The organism is Kluyvera sichuanensis (genome assembly GCF_014218705.1).
Classification (GTDB): Bacteria; Pseudomonadota; Gammaproteobacteria; order Enterobacterales; family Enterobacteriaceae; genus Kluyvera; species Kluyvera sichuanensis.
On sequence record NZ_JABBJF010000008.1, the window covers coordinates 31,709 to 48,728 of the forward strand.

The 17,020-nt window shown below is 60.8% G+C and carries 19 protein-coding genes and 1 riboswitch; of the genes, 17 read left to right on the forward strand and 2 right to left on the reverse strand.

What is annotated here, in order from left to right; all coding sequences use genetic code 11:
• Positions 1 to 39: 39 nt before the first annotated feature.
• Positions 40 to 1,371, reverse strand: a complete 1,332-nt coding sequence (argA, locus tag HII27_RS11105; protein WP_185667961.1) for an amino-acid N-acetyltransferase — start codon at positions 1,369 to 1,371, stop codon at positions 40 to 42.
• 229 nt (positions 1,372 to 1,600) lie between these two features.
• Between argA and amiC the strand changes: the two genes are divergently transcribed.
• Both amiC and cobD read left to right on the forward strand, forming a co-directional pair.
• Entirely contained in the window at positions 1,601 to 2,851 is a 1,251-nt protein-coding gene (gene amiC / locus HII27_RS11110; RefSeq protein ID WP_185667962.1) for an N-acetylmuramoyl-L-alanine amidase AmiC, read from the forward strand.
• A 6-nt stretch (positions 2,852 to 2,857) separates the two neighbouring features.
• Positions 2,858 to 3,934, forward strand: a complete 1,077-nt coding sequence (cobD, locus tag HII27_RS11115; protein WP_185667963.1) for a threonine-phosphate decarboxylase CobD — start codon at positions 2,858 to 2,860, stop codon at positions 3,932 to 3,934.
• Here the strand turns inward: cobD and HII27_RS11120 are convergent.
• On the reverse strand, positions 3,919 to 4,788 hold the full coding sequence (locus tag HII27_RS11120) for an L-threonine kinase (RefSeq protein WP_185667964.1): 870 nt from the start codon (positions 4,786 to 4,788) through the stop codon (positions 3,919 to 3,921). The two genes, cobD and HII27_RS11120, sit on opposite strands and share 16 nt — an antisense overlap.
• 133 nt (positions 4,789 to 4,921) lie before the next feature.
• Positions 4,922 to 5,097: riboswitch (cobalamin riboswitch) on the forward strand.
• Positions 5,098 to 5,193: 96 nt separating this feature from the next.
• Here HII27_RS11120 and HII27_RS11125 point away from each other — a divergent pair.
• The 15 genes from HII27_RS11125 to HII27_RS11195 are packed head-to-tail and all read left to right on the forward strand — an operon-like array spanning position 5,194 to position 17,012.
• Positions 5,194 to 6,567, forward strand: coding sequence for a cobyrinate a,c-diamide synthase (locus HII27_RS11125; RefSeq protein ID WP_185667965.1), 1,374 nt, complete (start codon positions 5,194 to 5,196; stop codon positions 6,565 to 6,567).
• On the forward strand, positions 6,564 to 7,523 hold the full coding sequence (gene cbiB / locus HII27_RS11130; protein ID WP_185667966.1) for an adenosylcobinamide-phosphate synthase CbiB: 960 nt from the start codon (positions 6,564 to 6,566) through the stop codon (positions 7,521 to 7,523). The genes HII27_RS11125 and cbiB overlap by 4 nt, the downstream gene beginning before the upstream one ends.
• A 10-nt stretch (positions 7,524 to 7,533) precedes the next feature.
• Complete coding sequence (locus tag HII27_RS11135; protein ID WP_185667967.1) at positions 7,534 to 8,169, forward strand: cobalt-precorrin-8 methylmutase; 636 nt, start codon at positions 7,534 to 7,536, stop codon at positions 8,167 to 8,169.
• On the forward strand, positions 8,166 to 9,305 hold the full coding sequence (cbiD, locus tag HII27_RS11140; protein WP_185667968.1) for a cobalt-precorrin-5B (C(1))-methyltransferase CbiD: 1,140 nt from the start codon (positions 8,166 to 8,168) through the stop codon (positions 9,303 to 9,305). Before HII27_RS11135 ends, cbiD begins: the two co-directional genes overlap by 4 nt.
• Positions 9,299 to 9,904 (forward strand): cobalt-precorrin-7 (C(5))-methyltransferase, encoded by a 606-nt coding sequence (locus HII27_RS11145; protein ID WP_185667969.1) that lies wholly within the window; start codon positions 9,299 to 9,301, stop codon positions 9,902 to 9,904. Before cbiD ends, HII27_RS11145 begins: the two co-directional genes overlap by 7 nt.
• Positions 9,894 to 10,463 carry a decarboxylating cobalt-precorrin-6B (C(15))-methyltransferase gene (locus tag HII27_RS11150; RefSeq protein WP_185667970.1) on the forward strand — a complete coding sequence of 190 codons (570 nt, stop codon included), beginning with the start codon at positions 9,894 to 9,896 and terminating at the stop codon, positions 10,461 to 10,463. The genes HII27_RS11145 and HII27_RS11150 overlap by 11 nt, the downstream gene beginning before the upstream one ends.
• The gene (locus HII27_RS11155; RefSeq protein WP_185667971.1) at positions 10,456 to 11,259 is read left to right on the forward strand and encodes a cobalt-precorrin-4 methyltransferase; all 804 of its coding nucleotides are present in this window, start codon (positions 10,456 to 10,458) and stop codon (positions 11,257 to 11,259) included. The genes HII27_RS11150 and HII27_RS11155 overlap by 8 nt, the downstream gene beginning before the upstream one ends.
• 8 nt (positions 11,260 to 11,267) lie before the next feature.
• A complete protein-coding gene (gene cbiG, locus HII27_RS11160; protein WP_185667972.1) occupies positions 11,268 to 12,329 on the forward strand; it encodes a cobalt-precorrin 5A hydrolase in 1,062 nt (353 codons plus the stop codon).
• Complete coding sequence (locus HII27_RS11165; protein ID WP_185667973.1) at positions 12,323 to 13,048, forward strand: precorrin-3B C(17)-methyltransferase; 726 nt, start codon at positions 12,323 to 12,325, stop codon at positions 13,046 to 13,048. Before cbiG ends, HII27_RS11165 begins: the two co-directional genes overlap by 7 nt.
• Complete coding sequence (locus HII27_RS11170; RefSeq protein WP_185667974.1) at positions 13,045 to 13,845, forward strand: cobalt-precorrin-6A reductase; 801 nt, start codon at positions 13,045 to 13,047, stop codon at positions 13,843 to 13,845. The genes HII27_RS11165 and HII27_RS11170 overlap by 4 nt, the downstream gene beginning before the upstream one ends.
• Positions 13,842 to 14,621: a sirohydrochlorin cobaltochelatase gene (gene cbiK, locus HII27_RS11175; protein WP_185667975.1), complete on the forward strand. Its 780-nt coding sequence runs from the start codon at positions 13,842 to 13,844 to the stop codon at positions 14,619 to 14,621. Before HII27_RS11170 ends, cbiK begins: the two co-directional genes overlap by 4 nt.
• Positions 14,618 to 15,331, forward strand: coding sequence for a cobalt-factor II C(20)-methyltransferase (locus HII27_RS11180; protein ID WP_185667976.1), 714 nt, complete (start codon positions 14,618 to 14,620; stop codon positions 15,329 to 15,331). The genes cbiK and HII27_RS11180 overlap by 4 nt, the downstream gene beginning before the upstream one ends.
• A complete protein-coding gene (gene cbiM / locus HII27_RS11185; protein ID WP_185667977.1) occupies positions 15,328 to 16,065 on the forward strand; it encodes a cobalt ECF transporter S component CbiM in 738 nt (245 codons plus the stop codon). The genes HII27_RS11180 and cbiM overlap by 4 nt, the downstream gene beginning before the upstream one ends.
• A 1-nt stretch (position 16,066) precedes the next feature.
• Positions 16,067 to 16,348, forward strand: coding sequence for an energy-coupling factor ABC transporter substrate-binding protein (locus HII27_RS11190; protein WP_185667978.1), 282 nt, complete (start codon positions 16,067 to 16,069; stop codon positions 16,346 to 16,348).
• Entirely contained in the window at positions 16,335 to 17,012 is a 678-nt protein-coding gene (locus tag HII27_RS11195) for an energy-coupling factor ABC transporter transmembrane protein (protein ID WP_185668076.1), read from the forward strand. Before HII27_RS11190 ends, HII27_RS11195 begins: the two co-directional genes overlap by 14 nt.
• The last annotated feature ends 8 nt before the right edge of the window (positions 17,013 to 17,020 follow it).

A 17,020-nucleotide genomic window follows, 5' to 3' on the forward strand; every position in this document is an offset into this window, starting at 1 on the left:
TCGGCGCAAGCGCCTCGCCCGGGCTACGTAATATATGGCTTACACCAAATCCGTCATCAACACCTTCGACCGGCGCTGATAGTTATACAGCAGCTTCTTACTCTCCGGCAGCAGTTCCACGTCCACCGGCTTAAAGCCGCGTTCCTGGAACCAGTGAATACTGCGCGTCGTCAGCACAAACAGGTGGTTAAGCCCCATCTGCTTCGCCTGGGCGGCAATCCGCTGCAGTAACACTTCACCACGTGAGGAGCTGCGGTAATCCGGATGCACCGCCACGCAGGCCATTTCGCCAATTTTCTCTTCCGGGAAAGGATAGAGCGCGGCGCAGGCAATGGTGGTGTTATCACGCTGAATAATCGTGAATTTATCGATCTCCATCTCCAGCTGTTCGCGGGAGCGGCGCACCAGAATACCCTGCTGCTCGAGCGGCGCAATCAGGTCGAGAATACCGCCAATATCGTTGATGGTCGCCCGGCGAATTTGCTCGGAGCTCTCCATCACAATCTGCGTACCGATACCGTCGCGGGAGAACAGCTCCTGCAACAGCGTGCCGTCTTCCTGATAGCTAATAAGGTGGCTGCGGCGCACGCCGCTGCGGCAGGCTTTGACCGCGCCGCGCAGGAAACGGGCGGTGCCGGAAAGGTAGTCGCCCTCTTTTTCCAGCTCTTCAATGCGCGCCTGAGCTTCGTTCGGGAACAGCTCAGAGATAATGTCGCCCGCTTCGTTAAATACGCCCTGAGAGGAGCAGAAGCCGATCATCTTCTCGGCCTTCAGCTTAATCGCCAGTTGGGTGGCAATCTCTTCCGACGTCAGGTTAAAGCTCTCGCCGGTAACTGAAACGGCCACCGGCCCCATCAGCACGATAGCGCCGCTGTCGAGCTGACGATGAATCGCTTCTTCATCGATACGACGAATACGTCCGCTGTGGCAGTAGTCGATGCCGTCATCGACACCCAGCGGCTGAGCGATGATAAAGTTACCGCTGACCACGTTGATGTGCGCGCCCTGCAGAGGGGTGTTATTCAGGCTCATCGACAGACGGGCAGTAATATCCAGCTGCAGCAGGCCCGCGGCCTGTTTCACCAGCTCAAGGGTTTTCGTATCCGTGACGCGGATATGTTTGTGATAGGTTGGCTCATGGTGATGCTCGGCCAGATTCGCGTCGATCTGCGGGCGGGCGCCATAGACCAGCACCAGACGAATGCCTAAACTGTGCAGCAGGCCAATATCGTTGACGATGCTGGAAAAGTTTTCATGCTCAATGGCTTCGCCGCCAAGCATGATGACAAACGTCTTCCCCCGGTGGGCGTTAATATAGGGGACGGTATGACGAAACCCCTCTACCAGTTCGGTTCTACGTTCCTTCACCACGGCACAACCCTCAATGCATGATTATTCGTAATTACTGTATTTTTATTCTGTTTTCGGCGGAAACGCAAGCCGGAATTTGCTTAAACATTGGAAAATCCTCGGCCAAATTTCGCTGATCCAACGAATGTTTACCCTTTTATAGATGACAGTTTATGCGGCTTTAGTTACAGTTTCCGGTCAATCGTATTATGCGAATTCTTTGATTACTTTTTTTTGCCTGGGATGGAGCATGTCGGGAAGTCAGTCTTTGAGCCGTCGTCGCCTGCTACAAGGTGCCGGTGCCATGTGGTTGTTAAGCGTGAGTCAGGTCGGGTTAGCTGCCGTCAGTCAGGTGGTGGCGGTGCGCATATGGCCTGCGTCCAGCTACACGCGCGTAACGGTGGAGTCCAGCCGTGAGCTCAAGTATCGACAGTTTGCGTTGAGCAATCCTGACCGTCTGGTGGTCGACCTCGAAGGGGTGAACCTGAACTCGGTGCTGAAAGGCATGGGGGCGCAGATCCGCAGCGATGACCCGTTCATTAAATCCGCGCGTGTCGGGCAGTTCGATCCGCAAACGGTGCGCATGGTGTTTGAGCTGAAGCAGGACGTGAAGCCGCAGTTGTTCGCCCTTGCGCCAGTGGCAGAGTTTAAAGAACGCCTGGTGATGGATCTCTACCCTGCCAGCAGCACAGAGCAGCAGGATCCGCTGCTGGCGCTGCTGGAAGACTACAACAAAGGCGACCTCGAAAAGCAGGTGCCGCCGTCACAAAGCGGCCCGCAGCCGGGCAAAGCCGGTCGCGACCGTCCGATTGTTATCATGCTTGACCCCGGCCACGGCGGCGAAGACTCCGGCGCGGTGGGTAAATACAAAACGCGGGAGAAAGACGTGGTGCTGCAAATCGCCCGTCGCCTGCGTGCGCTGATTGAGAAAGAAGGCAACATGAAAGCCTACATGACGCGCAACGAAGATATCTTTATTCCGTTGAAGGTGCGGGTGGCGAAAGCGCAGAAACAGCGTGCCGACCTGTTCGTCTCCATTCACGCGGATGCGTTCACCAGCCGCCAGCCGAGCGGCTCATCGGTGTTTGCCCTGTCGACCAAAGGGGCCACCAGTACCGCGGCGAAATACCTCGCCCAGACCCAGAACGCCTCGGACTTAATCGGTGGTGTGAGCAAGAGCGGCGACCGCTACGTCGACCACACCATGTTCGATATGGTGCAGTCGCTGACCATCGCCGACAGCCTGAAGTTTGGTAAAGCGGTGCTCAAAAAGCTGGGGCAGGTGAACGACCTGCATAAAAATCAGGTGGAGCAGGCCGGCTTTGCGGTACTGAAAGCGCCGGATATTCCATCGATCCTCGTCGAAACGGCGTTTATCAGTAACGTTGAAGAGGAGCGCAAGCTCAAGACCGCCACTTTCCAGCAGGAAGTCGCTGAATCTATTCTCGCCGGGATCAAAGCCTACTTTGCCGACGGCGCAACGCTGGCGCGGCGCGGGTAACCGGCGATGTCACGGCTGAAAAGCGCCCACGGCGGCAACACGCGCGAGGCGGCGGCGCTGATGGGCCTGCGCGCCGACCAGTTGCTGGACTTCAGCGCCAATATCAATCCGCTGGGCATGCCCGAAAGCCTGAAGCAGGCGATCGTTGCCCAGCTTGCCTGCGCGGAGCGCTACCCGGACGTTGACTACCAGCAGTTGCATCAGGCGTTGGCGTCGCACCACGGCGTGCCTGCGGCGTGGTGTCTGGCAGGCAACGGCGAAACTGAATCCATTTTCACCCTCGTGCACGGCCTGAAGCCTAAGCGGGCGATGGTGGTTGCACCGGGCTTTGCTGAGTACCGCCGGGCGCTGGAAACCATCGACTGCGAGATAGAAACCTTCGCGCTTCGCGAGGAGGACGGCTGGCAGCTAACCTCACGTTTGCTTGATGCACTCACCCCCGAGCTGGACTGCCTGTTTCTCTGCACGCCGAATAACCCGACCGGGTTGCTGCCGGAACGTGCGCTGCTGCTGGCGGTAGCCGAACGCTGTCGGGCGCTGAATATTGCGCTGATTCTCGACGAAGCCTTTATTGATTTTATTCCCGGCGAGCAGGGCTTTATTCCGCTGCTCGCGCAAAACCCGCATATCTGGGTGCTGCGCTCGCTGACCAAGTTTTACGCCATCCCCGGCCTGCGTCTGGGCTATTTGCTCAACAGAGATGAACGAGCGGTGGCGCGGCTGCGCCAGCATCAGATGCCGTGGTCGATCAACGCTTTTGCGGCGCTTGCCGGAGAAATCGTGCTGAACGACCATGAGTATCAACAGACCACATGGCGTTGGCTTGATACGGAAGGGGCGCGGTTTTATCGGGCGCTGGAGAGTATTCCGGGGCTGAAGGTTTATCCGGGCAGGGCCAACTATCTGTTCCTGCGCTGTGAATGCGCGGAGATTGAACTGCAGTATGCGCTGCTGCAGCGTAGGATTTTAATCCGCAGCTGCGCCAACTATCCGGGGCTGGACGGGCGCTATTTCCGCGTGGCGATTCGCAGCGAGGCGGAAAACCAGCAGCTGCTGGACGCGCTGCATCAGGTGCTGGGCTGAACCCCGCCCGCCACCGCTTTTAGCAGGTGCTGCTGCGGCCAGATTTCAGCAAGCCCGCTTTGCGCCAGCGACCATTTCACATACTCCACATCGTGACGGCGACGGTCGAGCATCAGCCCGACCACGCTGCCGCTATGGGCCACGTTCAGGCCGTATAATCCGCAGGACTCTACAATCTCTAAAAGCACGTCAAAGCCCGGCTTAGGTAACAGCGTCTGGCTGGCGATGGCGCTGAGCGTCGCGGCTTCTCCCATCAGGCTGGCGCTGTTGCTGTCGCAGGCGGCCTGCACCTTTTCCCAGGCCAGCTGCAGCGTGCTGGCGCTGGCCGTGAGCGCGGCCTCGCGCGGCAGGCGGTGATAGTCGGCGGTACGCAGTATCAGCGGGCTTTCCATGATCAGCAGGTCGAAATCAGGCGCAGGTGCGCAGGTAATCTGCGTGCGGGCATGATGGTGGTCGAACAGCGTCAGCGCGCGGAATAGAGTGCTGTCCGTTGGCTCAAGCGAGACGCAGAGCGTGGCGAGTTCGGATTCGCTGAGTGAATGGCCCAGGTGCATCGCGGTGGCTACGGCGGTCGCGGCAATGTCGGCGGTACTGCTCGCCATCCCTTTGGCAATCGGCAACGTCGAGTCCACTTCAATGCGCAGCGTCTGGCTCAGGGCGAGGGGATAATTCCAGTGGACAAGCAGGGTATTGACCATGCGGCGCGTCAGCGGGCGTTCATCAGGGCGCGGCGTTCCCCGGCGCACTTCCACCGTGCTGAACCAGTCTATTGGGCAGGAGACCAGCTTTTCACTGCCCAGAATCCAGCCCTGAATCAGCTCTCCGCAGGAGCCCGGACAGCGCGCAACGCTCATGATTTCCCTTGCCTTGTGGTTCCAAATATAACTACCGTAAATAAATATACCGGTATTGTCGCAGCGCAACGAAATCATTTTACCGGGGCGCTAGAGTAACCTGCTTTTATTTTATGCGGGCCATCGTGTCGGCATAAATCTGCAATCAACAGGTTTGGCATGTTATGTGCCAGGGAAGGAGGTGTAAACCCTCCGCAGCCCCCGCTGCTGTGATGCTGACGACCCCGTAATGACCACTGATCGACCGATCGGGAAGGCCGGGTGAGGATGACGCTAAGCCAGAAGACCTGCCTGTTGATTTATTTCAACAGCTTCGGTGGGAAGCGGGTTGCTTTGCGTCGCACGGTCGTCAGGCCGGGTGCGCGCGTGGCTATACCCAAAATCCACCCTGAACAGGGTTAGGGTATGGCAGCCAGACAGCATGCATTCATTCTCGCCGGCACCGGTAGCGGCTGTGGGAAAACCACGGTGGCGCTCGGCCTGCTGACGCTGCTTCAACAGCGTGGCCTGCGGGTTCAGCCCTATAAAGTGGGGCCGGACTACCTCGATACCGGCTGGCACACCGCGCTGTGTGGCGTTGCCTCCCGCAACCTCGATGCGTTCATGCTGCCCCCCTCTATCCTTAATGCGCTGTTCAGCGAACATATGCTGCAGGCCGATATCGCCGTGATTGAAGGCGTCATGGGGCTGTACGACGGCTACGGCACCGATCCCAACTACTGCAGCAGCGCGGCGATGGCCAAACAGCTAGGCTGCCCGGTGATTTTGCTGGTCGACGGCAAAGCGGTCTCCACCTCCATTGCCGCCACGGTGATGGGCTTCCAGCACTTCGACCCGAGCCTCAACATTGCGGGCGTTATCGTTAACCGCGTCAATAGCGAGAGCCATTTCCAGCTGTTGAAAAGCGCCATCGAACGCTACTGCGCGCTGCCAGTGCTGGGCTACGTGCCGCGTGCAGAAGGCGTGGCGCTGCCCGAACGTCATCTGGGGCTGGTGACCGCCCGTGAATCTGCGATTGATAAGCAACCATGGCAGGATTTTGCCGCGACGCTGTCCCGTACGCTGGATATCGACAGGCTGCTGGCACTCACTGAACTGAGCGCGCTGCCCGCCGGTCAGTGGCCGCCGGAGCCGCTTTGCGGTGAGGGGCTGACCCTTGCGCTTGCCGACGATGAAGCCTTCAACTTTTACTACCCCGACAATCTGGCACTGCTGGCGCGCGCTGGCGTGAAGATTGTGCGTTTTAGCCCGTTGCATGATGCGGTTCTGCCCAAATGCCAGATGATCTGGCTCGGCGGCGGCTACCCGGAACTGCACGCCCAGGCGCTCGCAGGCAACAGGCCGATGCTGGCGCAACTGCGCGCGGCGCACGATCGCGGCGTGGCGATTTACGCCGAATGCGGCGGCCTGATGTACCTTGGCACCACGCTTGAAGATAAAAACGGTGATATCCACGCGATGGCCGATATCCTGCCCGGCCACAGCAAAATGGGTACCCGACTGACCCGCTTTGGCTACTGTGAAGCGCAGGCGCTGCAGCAGACGCTGCTCGCCGCTCCCGGCGATGTACTGCGCGGCCACGAATTCCACTATTCCGATTTCACCTCGAGCACCCCAGCGGTGATGGCGTGCCACAAAACCCGCGATGGCGCGGTGCTCCAGCAGTGGTCCGGCGGTTGGCAGCGCGGGAATACCTTTGCCAGCTATCTGCACCTCCATTTTGCCCAGCACCCGTCGATGCTTAATCATTGGTTTGCCGCCGCAAGGAGCGCCCAATGACGCTGCTGGCCTGGTGTCTGGCATGGGGGCTCGATTTCATTATCGGCGACCCACAACACTGGCCGCATCCGGTGCGCTGGATAGGCAACCTGATTAACGCCGTGCAACGCGCGGTGCGTCGGGTTTGTCATTCCGACCTTGCGCTGCGTATCGGCGGCGGGGTGATGTGGCTGGTGGTGGTAGGGCTGACCTACGCCGTTTCCTGGGGCGTGCTGCACCTCGCCGCGCGCGTGCATCCGTGGCTGGGCTGGGGCGTTGAGGTATGGATGATTTTCACCGTGCTGGCCGGGCGCTGCCTGGCACAGTCGGCGCAGGCGGTCGAACGCCCGCTGCGGGCAGGCGACCTCTCTGAGAGCCGCATTAAGCTGTCGTGGATTGTCGGGCGCGATACGTCACAGCTTCAGCCCGAGCAGATCAACCGCGCGGTGGTGGAGACGGTGGCGGAAAACACCGTCGACGGCATTATCGCGCCGCTCTTCTTCCTGCTGATTGGTGGTGCGCCGTTGGCGATGGCCTACAAAGCGGTCAACACCCTCGACTCAATGGTGGGCTACAAGCACGAAAAATATCGGGCGATCGGCATGGTGAGCGCGCGCCTCGACGATGTAGCGAACTTTATTCCCGCTCGCCTGAGTTGGCTGCTGATTGGCCTTGCCGCCTTTCTCTGCCGCGATAACGGCGCGCGTGCGCTGCGTATCGGCTGGCGCGACCGTAAAAATCACAGCAGCCCCAACTGCGCCTGGTCGGAAGCGGCCGTCGCCGGGGCACTGGGCATTCGCCTTGGCGGCCCGAACGACTATTTTGGCGAGCGGGTGAATAAGCCGTGGATTGGCGACGAACATCGCCCGATTGCCATTGATGATATTTTCCGAACGATTCGACTGATGTGGGTAGCGTCAACGCTTGCCCTGCTGCTGTTTATGGCAGTCAGGTTCTGGCTTGTCGGCGCGGCCTGAGGAGTACTGCATGAACTATATCCAGCAACCGCAAGCGATTGAGAGCAAGAGCTTCGAGATAATCAGCGAGATTATCGCCGACACACGCCCGGAGTATCGTTTTGCCAGCCCGCTGCACGAAGCGATTATCAAACGGGTGATCCACACCACCGCCGATTTCGAGTGGCTGGATATTCTGTGGTTCTCGCCGGATGCATTAACCCGCCTGTGCGACGCGCTGAGCCGTCCGTGCACGCTTTACACCGACACCACCATGGCGCTCTCCGGCATTAATAAAAATCTGCTGGCGACCTTCGGCGGCGAATGCCGTTGCTATATCAGCGACCCGCGCGTAGTGCGCGAGGCCAAAGCACAGGGCATTACCCGCTCGATGGCGGCGGTGGATATTGCGGCGAAAGAAGAGGGCGACAAAGTGTTTGTCTTTGGCAACGCGCCGACCGCACTGTTCCGTCTGATGGAGCATCAAGAGCTGGATGTTGGCGGAGTGATTGGCGTGCCGGTTGGCTTCGTCGGCGCGGCGGAATCCAAAGAGGCGCTGAGCAAAAGCAGCCTGCCGGGCATTGCCGCGCTGGGGCGCAAAGGCGGCAGCAACGTCGCGGCGGCGATCGTCAACGCCATTCTCTACCACCTGCAGGGGGCGCGATGAGCGAACCCGCCTTCGACGCCCCGGTGTGGCATAACGGCAAAGCGCTGCGCAAAGGCTACACCACCGGCTCCAGCGCTACGGCGGCGGCGAAAGTGGCCGCGCTGATGGTGATGCGCCAGCACCTGATTCACCAGGTTTCGATTGTCACGCCGTCGGGCGTGACGCTGAACCTGAACGTTGAATCACCGCACGTCGAAGGCCAGCAGGGTATTGCCGCCATTCGCAAAGACGGCGGTGATGATATCGACGCCACCCACGGGATGCTGATTTTCGCCCGCGTGACCGTCAACGACAGCGGTGAAATTACCCTGCGCGGCGGCGAGGGCGTGGGCACCGTCACCCGCAAAGGTATCGGGCTGCCCATCGGCAGCGCGGCGATTAATCGCACCCCGCGTCACACCATTGAAACCGCCGTCCGTGAGGCCATCGGCCCGGCGCGCGGCGCAGAGGTGGAGATTTTTGCCCCGGAAGGCGAAGAGCGGGCGAAGAAAACCTATAACGCGCGGCTGGGCATTCTGGGCGGCATTTCGATTATCGGCACTACCGGCATCGTGACGCCGATGTCGGAAGAGAGCTGGAAACGCTCGCTGGCGCTGGAGCTGGAGATGAAGCGCGCCGCTGGGCTGGAGCGTGTGGTGCTGGTGCCGGGCAACCACGGTGAGCGCTTCGTGCGCGAGCAGATGGGCATTGACTCGCAGGTGGTGGTTACCATGAGCAACTTCGTCGGCTACATGATTGAAGAGTCGGTGCGCCTTGGCTTCCGCCAGATTGTGCTGATTGGCCACCCAGGCAAGCTGGTTAAAATCGCCGCCGGAATTTTCCACACCCACAGCCATATCGCCGACGGACGCATGGAGACGCTGGTCGCCCATCTGGCGCTGCTCGGCGCGCCGCTTGAACTGCTCACCCTGGTAAGCGAGTGCGACACCACCGAAGCCGCCATGGAGCATATCGACGCCTACGGCTTCCAGAAAATCTACAACCACCTTGCCGCCCGCATCTGCCAGCGCGTACTGGAGCGGCTGCGCTTCACGCAAAACCCACCCATCTGCGATGCCATCATGTTTGCCTTTGATAATCAGATCCTCGGCAGCAACCGCCCGGTCAACGAGATCGTCAAGGACATGCAATGTTAACCGTCGTCGGAATGGGCCCAGCGGGCGTGCAGCTGATGACGCCGCTGGCCGCAGATGCGGTGAAACATGCCGATGCGCTGGTCGGCGGCGTACGTCATCTGGCGCAGTTTCCGGCGTTTGGCGGCGAGCGCTGCCCGCTGGGCGCCAATATTGCTCAGGTGCTGGCGTGGATTGAGGCGCGACAGACGCAAAACGTGGTGGTGTTGGCTTCCGGCGACCCGCTGTTTTACGGCATCGGCACGCGGCTTATCGCCCACTTTGGCCGTGAAAACGTGCGGGTGATCCCCGGCGTCAGCGCCGTGCAGTACCTGTGCGCGCAGGCGGGCATTGATATGAACGACATGTGGCTGACCAGCAGCCACGGGCGCGAGGTGGACTTCGACATGCTGGCGAGCCATCGCAAAGTAGCGATGGTCACCGATAAACGCTGCGGCCCGAAAGCCATCGCCGAGGCGCTGGTGGCGCGGGGTAAAGGGCATCGCTGGATGGTGATTGGCGAGAACCTGGCGCAGGACAACGAACGTATCCACTGGCTGCCGGTCAGCGCCGTGGAGAGCGACTATGAGATGAACACGGTGGTGATCCTCGATGAAAGATGAGCTGTTTTTACGCGGCGAAAAGGTGCCGATGACCAAAGAGGCAGTACGCGCGCTGGCGCTGGCCAAACTGGAGCTGCACCGGGCCAGCCACCTGATTGATATCGGCGCCGGCACCGGCAGCGTCTCCATTGAGGCAGCGCTGCAAAATCCGGCGCTTACCGTCACCGCCATTGAACGCAACCCGGCCGCGCTGCGCCTGTTGGCGGAAAACTGCGAACGCTTTGCCTGCGGCAATATCACACTGGTTGCAGCCGAAGCGCCTGAGGTTGCCGTCGAGCCTGCCGACGCCATTTTTATGGGCGGCAGCGGCGGCCATTTGCGGGCGCTGATTGACTGGTCGTTGCATTATCTTCGCCCCGGCGGGCGGCTGGTGATGACCTTTATTTTGCAGGAAAACCTGCATGAGGCGCTGGACCACCTGCGCCAGGCCAACGTCACGGCGCTGGACTGCCAGCAACTGAGCGTTTCCGCCATGACCGCCCTCGGCAGCGGCCACTATTTCAAACCGAATAATCCCGTTTTTGTTATCGCCTGTCAGAAGGAAGAACATCATGGCTGAAGCCTTTGACCCCCGCAGCGTCTGGTTTGTGGGCGCTGGCCCCGGTGACCGCGAGCTTATCACCCTGAAAGGCTATCGCCTGCTGCAACAGGCGCAGGTGGTGATTTACGCCGGTTCGCTGATTAACCCCGAACTGCTGAGCTACTGCCCGCCAGAGGCCGAGTGCCACGACAGCGCTGAGCTGCATCTTGAGCAAATTCTCGACCTGATGGAAGCGGGCGTGAAGGCCGGAAAAACGGTGGTGCGCCTGCAAACGGGCGACGTGTCGCTGTACGGATCGGTGCGTGAGCAGGGGGAAGAGCTGACCCGTCGCGGCATTGACTGGCAGGTGGTGCCGGGCGTGAGCGCGTTTCTCGGCGCGGCGGCAGAACTGGGCGTCGAGTACACGGTGCCGGAAGTGTCGCAGAGCCTCATCATCACTCGTCTCGAAGGGCGCACCCCGGTGCCGGAGCGCGAGCAGTTGGAGTCCTTTGCCCAGCACCGTACCTCGATGGCGATTTACCTCTCCGTGCAGCGCATTAACAAAGTCGCCGAGCGGCTGATTGATGGCGGCTACCCGGCTGCCACACCGGTGGCGGTGATTTACAAGGCTACCTGGCCCGAGAGCCAGACCGTACGCGGCACGCTGACGGATATCGCCGACAAAGTGCGCGACGCCGACATCCGCAAAACGGCGCTGATTCTGGTCGGCGACTTCCTCGGCGAGGAGTACCACTACTCGCGCCTCTACGCCGCTGATTCTGGTCGGCGACTTCCTCGGCGAGGAGTACCACTACTCGCGCCTCTACGCCGCTGATTTTAGCCATGAATACCGCAAAGCCTGAGCGCATTGCGCTGTTCTGCCTGACCCCCGGCGGCGTGGCGCTGGCAAAACGGCTTAGCGCAGTGCTGCCGATGGCCTGCTACACCCGCGAAGGGCTGGTAGAGCCGGGATTTCTGCCGTTTGACGGTAGCTTTGCTGCCAGCGTTGGTCAGGCGTTTCATCGCGATACGGCGCTGATTTTTATCGGCGCAACCGGGATTGCGGTGCGCACGCTTGCGCCGCTGCTGGTGGATAAATTCCATGACCCGGCGGTGGTGGTGATTGATGAGCGCGGCCAGCACGTTATTAGCCTGCTCTCCGGGCATATCGGCGGGGCGAATGACCTCGCCCGGCATCTGGCGGGCATTCTCGGCGTTGACCCGGTTATCACCACCGCGACCGACGTCAACGACGTGGCGGCGCTGGATACGCTGGCCTGCCAGCTCAATGCGCGGATGCACGACTTCCGCTCGGCGGTGAAAACCGTCAACCAGATGCTGGTCAGTCAGCAGCGTGTTGGCCTGTGGTGGGATGAACCGCTGACGGAGGCGGTGAGCCGCTGCGACCGACGCGGGTTTATTACCGTGACCGACCTCAATGCGCTCCCTGCGCTGGACGCGCTGGTGTGCGTGACCTTGCGCGACACGCTGCCAGCGCTGCCATTGCCGCACTGGAAGCTGGTGCCACGGCGCATCGTGGCGGGCATTGGCTGTCGCCGTGGAACGCCCTGCGCGTTGATAAGCGAACTGCTCCATCGCCAGCTTGCCGCGCATCACCTCGACCCGTTGGCGCTGAAAGCCATCGGCAGCATCGTCGTGAAGCAGGATGAACTGGGGCTGATACAGCTGGCGAGCAACCTCGATGTGCCGTTTGAAATTTTTAGCGTGGCTGCCCTGTGCGAACACGAACACCGTTTTCCCTCCTCGCTGTTTGTGAAGCAGACGGTCGGGGTGGGCAGCGTTTCTGGTCCGTCAGCGTGGCAGATGAGTAACGGAAATCTAGTAGGCGAGACCCTGCGTGAACAGGGCATCACCATTACCTTGGGAGTAACAGACAGATGTTAAGCGTAATCGGAATCGGCCCTGGCTCGCAGGCCATGATGACCATGGAAGCCGTCGAGGCGCTGCAGGCGGCGGAAATCGTCGTGGGCTACAAAACCTATACCCATCTGGTGAAGGCTTTTACCGGCGACAAGCAGGTGATCAAAACCGGCATGTGCAAAGAGATTGAACGCTGCCAGGCGGCGATTGAGCTGGCACAGGCGGGGCACAACGTGGCGCTAATCAGCAGCGGCGACGCGGGCATTTACGGCATGGCGGGGCTGGTACTGGAGCTGGTGAGCAAACAGAAGCTGGACGTGGAAGTGCGCCTGATTCCAGGCATGACCGCCAGTATTGCCGCGGCCTCGCTGCTGGGCGCGCCGCTGATGCACGACTTCTGCCATATCAGCCTGAGCGACCTGCTCACCCCGTGGCCGGTAATTGAAAAACGCATTATCGCCGCCGGGGAAGCCGACTTTGTTATCTGCTTCTATAACCCGCGCAGCCGGGGCCGTGAAGGGCATCTGGCGCGCGCTTTTGAACTGCTCTCCGCCGTCAAAAGCGCCGATACGCCGGTGGGCGTGGTGAAGTCCGCCGGGCGTAAAAAGCAGGAAAAATGGCTGACGACCCTCGGCGCGATGGATTTTGAACCGGTGGATATGACCAGCCTGGTTATCGTCGGCAACAAAACCACCTACGTGCAGGATGACCTGATGATCACACCGCGAGGCTATGTGCTGTGAGTTTCGGTGATGTGCTGGTGGTCGGCGGTACCAGCGATGCGCGCGCGCTTTGTCTGCAGCTGGATGCCGCACAGGTGCGCTACACCGTATCGGTAGCCACCCCCACGGGGGAAGCGCTGGCGGGGGATATTCAGGGGCAAGTGCGCTGCGGTCGTCTGGAAAAGTCGGAAATGGTGGCCTGGCTTCGCGAGCACGGAACGCGCTGGGTGATTGACGCTTCTCATCCTTACGCCGAAGCGGTCAGCCGCAACGTGCTGGATGCGTGCACTGAGGCGGGCGTCCTGCTGAGCCGCTACCAGCGCCCGGATCAGCAGGGCGCACTGACGCACCCGCTGCTGCGCTACGTCACCAGCATTGATGAAGCCTGTGAGCGGATTAAACCGCTGGGCCAGCGCGTGCTGCTGACCACCGGCAGCAAAGATCTGGCGCTGTGGCGTGCCGGGCTGCCGGAGAAAACGCTGCTGGCCCGCGTGCTGCCGGTGCCGAACGTGGTGCAGCAGTGCACCGACCTCGGCTTTGGTGTGGGCGAAATTTTTGCCATCTGCGCGCCGTTCAGCGCCGAGTTTAACGCCGCGTTTTACCGCCATTGCCGCGCCGATGTGGTGGTGACCAAAGCCTCCGGCGCGGAAGGCGGCTATCTGGAAAAGGTGCAGCCCTGCCTGGATGCGGGGCTTCCCTGTATCGTGATTACCCGCCCGGCACCGCTAGTGTCCGGCGATGAACTACTGGAAAGTCAGTCCGCCTTCGCCGAGCGCTTAGCGCGCTGGCAGGCCGACGACAAAAGGAATCAAGCATGAAAAAAGCCCTATTGGTGGTGAGCTTCGGCACCAGCTACCACGATACCTGCGAGAAGAATATTGTTGCCTGCGAACGCGAGCTGGCGGCCAGCTGCCCCGACCGCGACCTGTTCCGCGCCTTTACCTCTGGCATGATCATCCGCAAGCTGAAAACGCGCGACGGCATTGAAACCGATACGCCGCTGGAAGCACTGCAAAAGCTCGCGGATCTCGGATACGAAGACGTAGCGGTGCAGTCGCTGCACATCATCAACGGCGACGAATATGAAAAAATTGCCCGCGAAGTGCAGAGCCTGCGCCCGCGGTTTAAACGCCTGACGCTTGGCACGCCGCTGCTGAGCGGCCACGACGACTATGTGCGTCTGATGGGCGCGCTGACTCAACAAATGCCCGCGCTGAACGCCAACGAAAAGGTGGTGTTTATGGGCCACGGTGCCAGCCACCATGCCTTTGCCGCCTACGCCTGCCTTGACCATATGATGACCGCCCAGCGCTTCCCGGCGCGAGTCGGCGCGGTGGAGAGTTACCCGGAAGTGGAGGTGCTGATTGAGAGCATGAGCAAAGAGGGCGTCAGCGCCGTCCACCTGATGCCGCTGATGCTGGTCGCGGGCGATCACGCCATCAACGACATGGCTTCCGACGAAGAGGACTCGTGGAAAACGCTGTTTAACGCCGCGGGCATTCCGGCCACGCCGTGGCTGTGCGGGCTGGGCGAAAACCCGGTGGTGCGCGCCATGTTCGTTGAACATCTGCAGCAGTCTCTGGAGGCAGCATGAGCGGCAAACTGTACGCCCTGAGCACCGGGCCGGGTGCGTCTGACCTGATTACCGTTCGCGCGGCGCGCATTCTGGGCTCGCTGGATATTCTTTACGCCCCGGCAGGGCGCAAGGGGGGCGACAGCCTGGCGCTCTCCATCGTGCGTGAATACCTCGGTGAACAGACCGAGGTGCGCTGCTGCCACTTCCCCATGAGCGCCGACAGCGCCGAAAAAGAGGCGGTGTGGGACGACGTTTCGGCGGCGCTGGTGCGTGAAGTGGAAGCCGGGAAAAACGTCGGCTTTATCACCCTCGGCGATGCCATGCTGTTCAGCACCTGGGTCTTTTTACTCCAGCGCATCGGCAGCCCGGAGTGGCTGGAGATTGTCCCCGGCGTGACCTCCTTCGCCGCCATTGCCGCCCGCAGCAAAACGCCGCTGGCGATGGAACAACAGTCGCTGGCGGTGGTGGCCTGTACCGCGCCGGAAGAGGAGATTGAACGCGCGCTGGCGCAGCACGACAGCCTGGTGCTGATGAAAGTCTACGGCCGTTTCCCGCGCATCAAAGCGCTGCTGGCTAAAGCAGGTTTATTGGATAACGCGCTGTTGATGGCCGAGGCGACGCTGCCCGGCGAGCAGTGCTGGCGGCATTTAGGCGAGGTCGCTGACGACCTGCCGCTGCCGTATTTCTCCACCATTCTGGTGAATAAACAGTGGGAGCAAGGACAATGAAACTGGAACAACAGCTGAAGCGACTGTCGCTCAGCGGATTCGCGGCGGCGGTACTGCTGCTGGTGGTGCCGCAAGAAGCCTTTGCGATGCACATCATGGAAGGGTTCCTGCCGCCGATGTGGGCGCTGGCCTGGTGGCTGCTGTTTTTACCGTGCCTGTGGTACGGGCTGGTACGCCTGCGCCGCATCGTGCAGGAGGACAGCAACCAGAAGGTGCTGCTGGCGCTGTGCGGGGCATTTATCTTCGTGCTCTCGGCGCTGAAAATCCCCTCGGTTACCGGTAGCTGTTCGCACCCAACCGGCGTTGGGCTGGCGGTTATCCTGTTTGGGCCGGGCGTGGTGGCCATTCTCGGCGCTATCGTCCTGCTGTTCCAGGCGCTGCTGCTGGCGCACGGTGGCCTGACGACGCTCGGCGCTAATGGTATGTCGATGGCGGTAATTGGGCCAATCGTCGGCTATCTGGTGTGGAAAATGGCCTGCAAGGCCGGGTTTCGCCGCGATGTGTCGGTGTTCCTGTGCGCGATGCTGGCGGATCTGGCGACCTATTTTGTCACCTCACTCCAGCTTGGCGTGGCCTTCCCGGATCCGCAGACGGGCTTTGTGGGATCGAGCCTGAAATTTATGGGGATCTTCTGCCTGACTCAGGTTCCAATCGCCATTGCCGAAGGTCTGCTGACGGTGATGATCTACGAGCAGTTAACCAAGCGACAGCTGATCGCCACTGAGGGACGCTAAGATGAAAAAGACATTAATTCTGCTGGCGATGGTGATTGCGCTGGTTATCCTGCCGTTCTTTATCAACCACGGTGGCGAATACGGCGGCTCGGACGATCAGGCTGAAGGGGTGATTACCGCTGTGGATCCTGGCTATGAGCCGTGGTTCCACCCGCTGTATGAACCCGCGAGCGGCGAAATTGAGAGCCTGCTGTTTACCCTGCAAGGCTCCCTCGGCGCGGCGGTGATCTTCTATATTCTTGGTTACTACAAGGGCCGCCAGCGCAATGATGACCGGGCTTGATCGGCTGAGCTATCAGAGCCGCTGGTTTCACGTCGCCCCAGAGCGTAAGTTTCTGCTCTGGCTGCTGATGATGGTGCTGGCCTTTAGCCTGCCGCCGCTGGGGCAGGCGCTGCTGATGGCGCTGACGGCGGGCTTTACCTGCTGGCTGCTGCGCATCTCGCTGTGGCGCTGGCTCCGCTGGATGGCGCTGCCGCTGGGTTTTCTGCTGGTGGGGGTGGTGACGATTATCTTTAGCGTCAGCCGCGACCCACACGCGCTGCTGGTCAGCGTGCCGCTGGGGTCGTTCTCGCTCGGCATTACCGCTGCCGGGCTTGCGACCGCCAACGAGACCTTCTGGCGTAGCCTGGCGGCATTGTCCGCGACCTTCTGGCTGGTGCTGAACCTGCCGTTCCCGCAGCTTATCGTGCTGCTCAAGCGCGGCCGTGTGCCGCGCCTGCTGATCGAGCAGATCCTGCTGACCTGGCGCTTTATCTTTATCCTGCTGGATGAGGCGATGGCGATTCACCGGGCGCAGACGCTGCGCTTTGGTTATCGTAACGTCCGTCTGGGCTATCGCTCGTTGGCGATGCTGGTGAGCCTGCTGTTTACGCGTGTGTTAATCCGCTATCAGCAGATGAGTACCGTGCTGGATATCAAACTGTATCAGGGTGATTTTCACCTCTAAGGAACGTC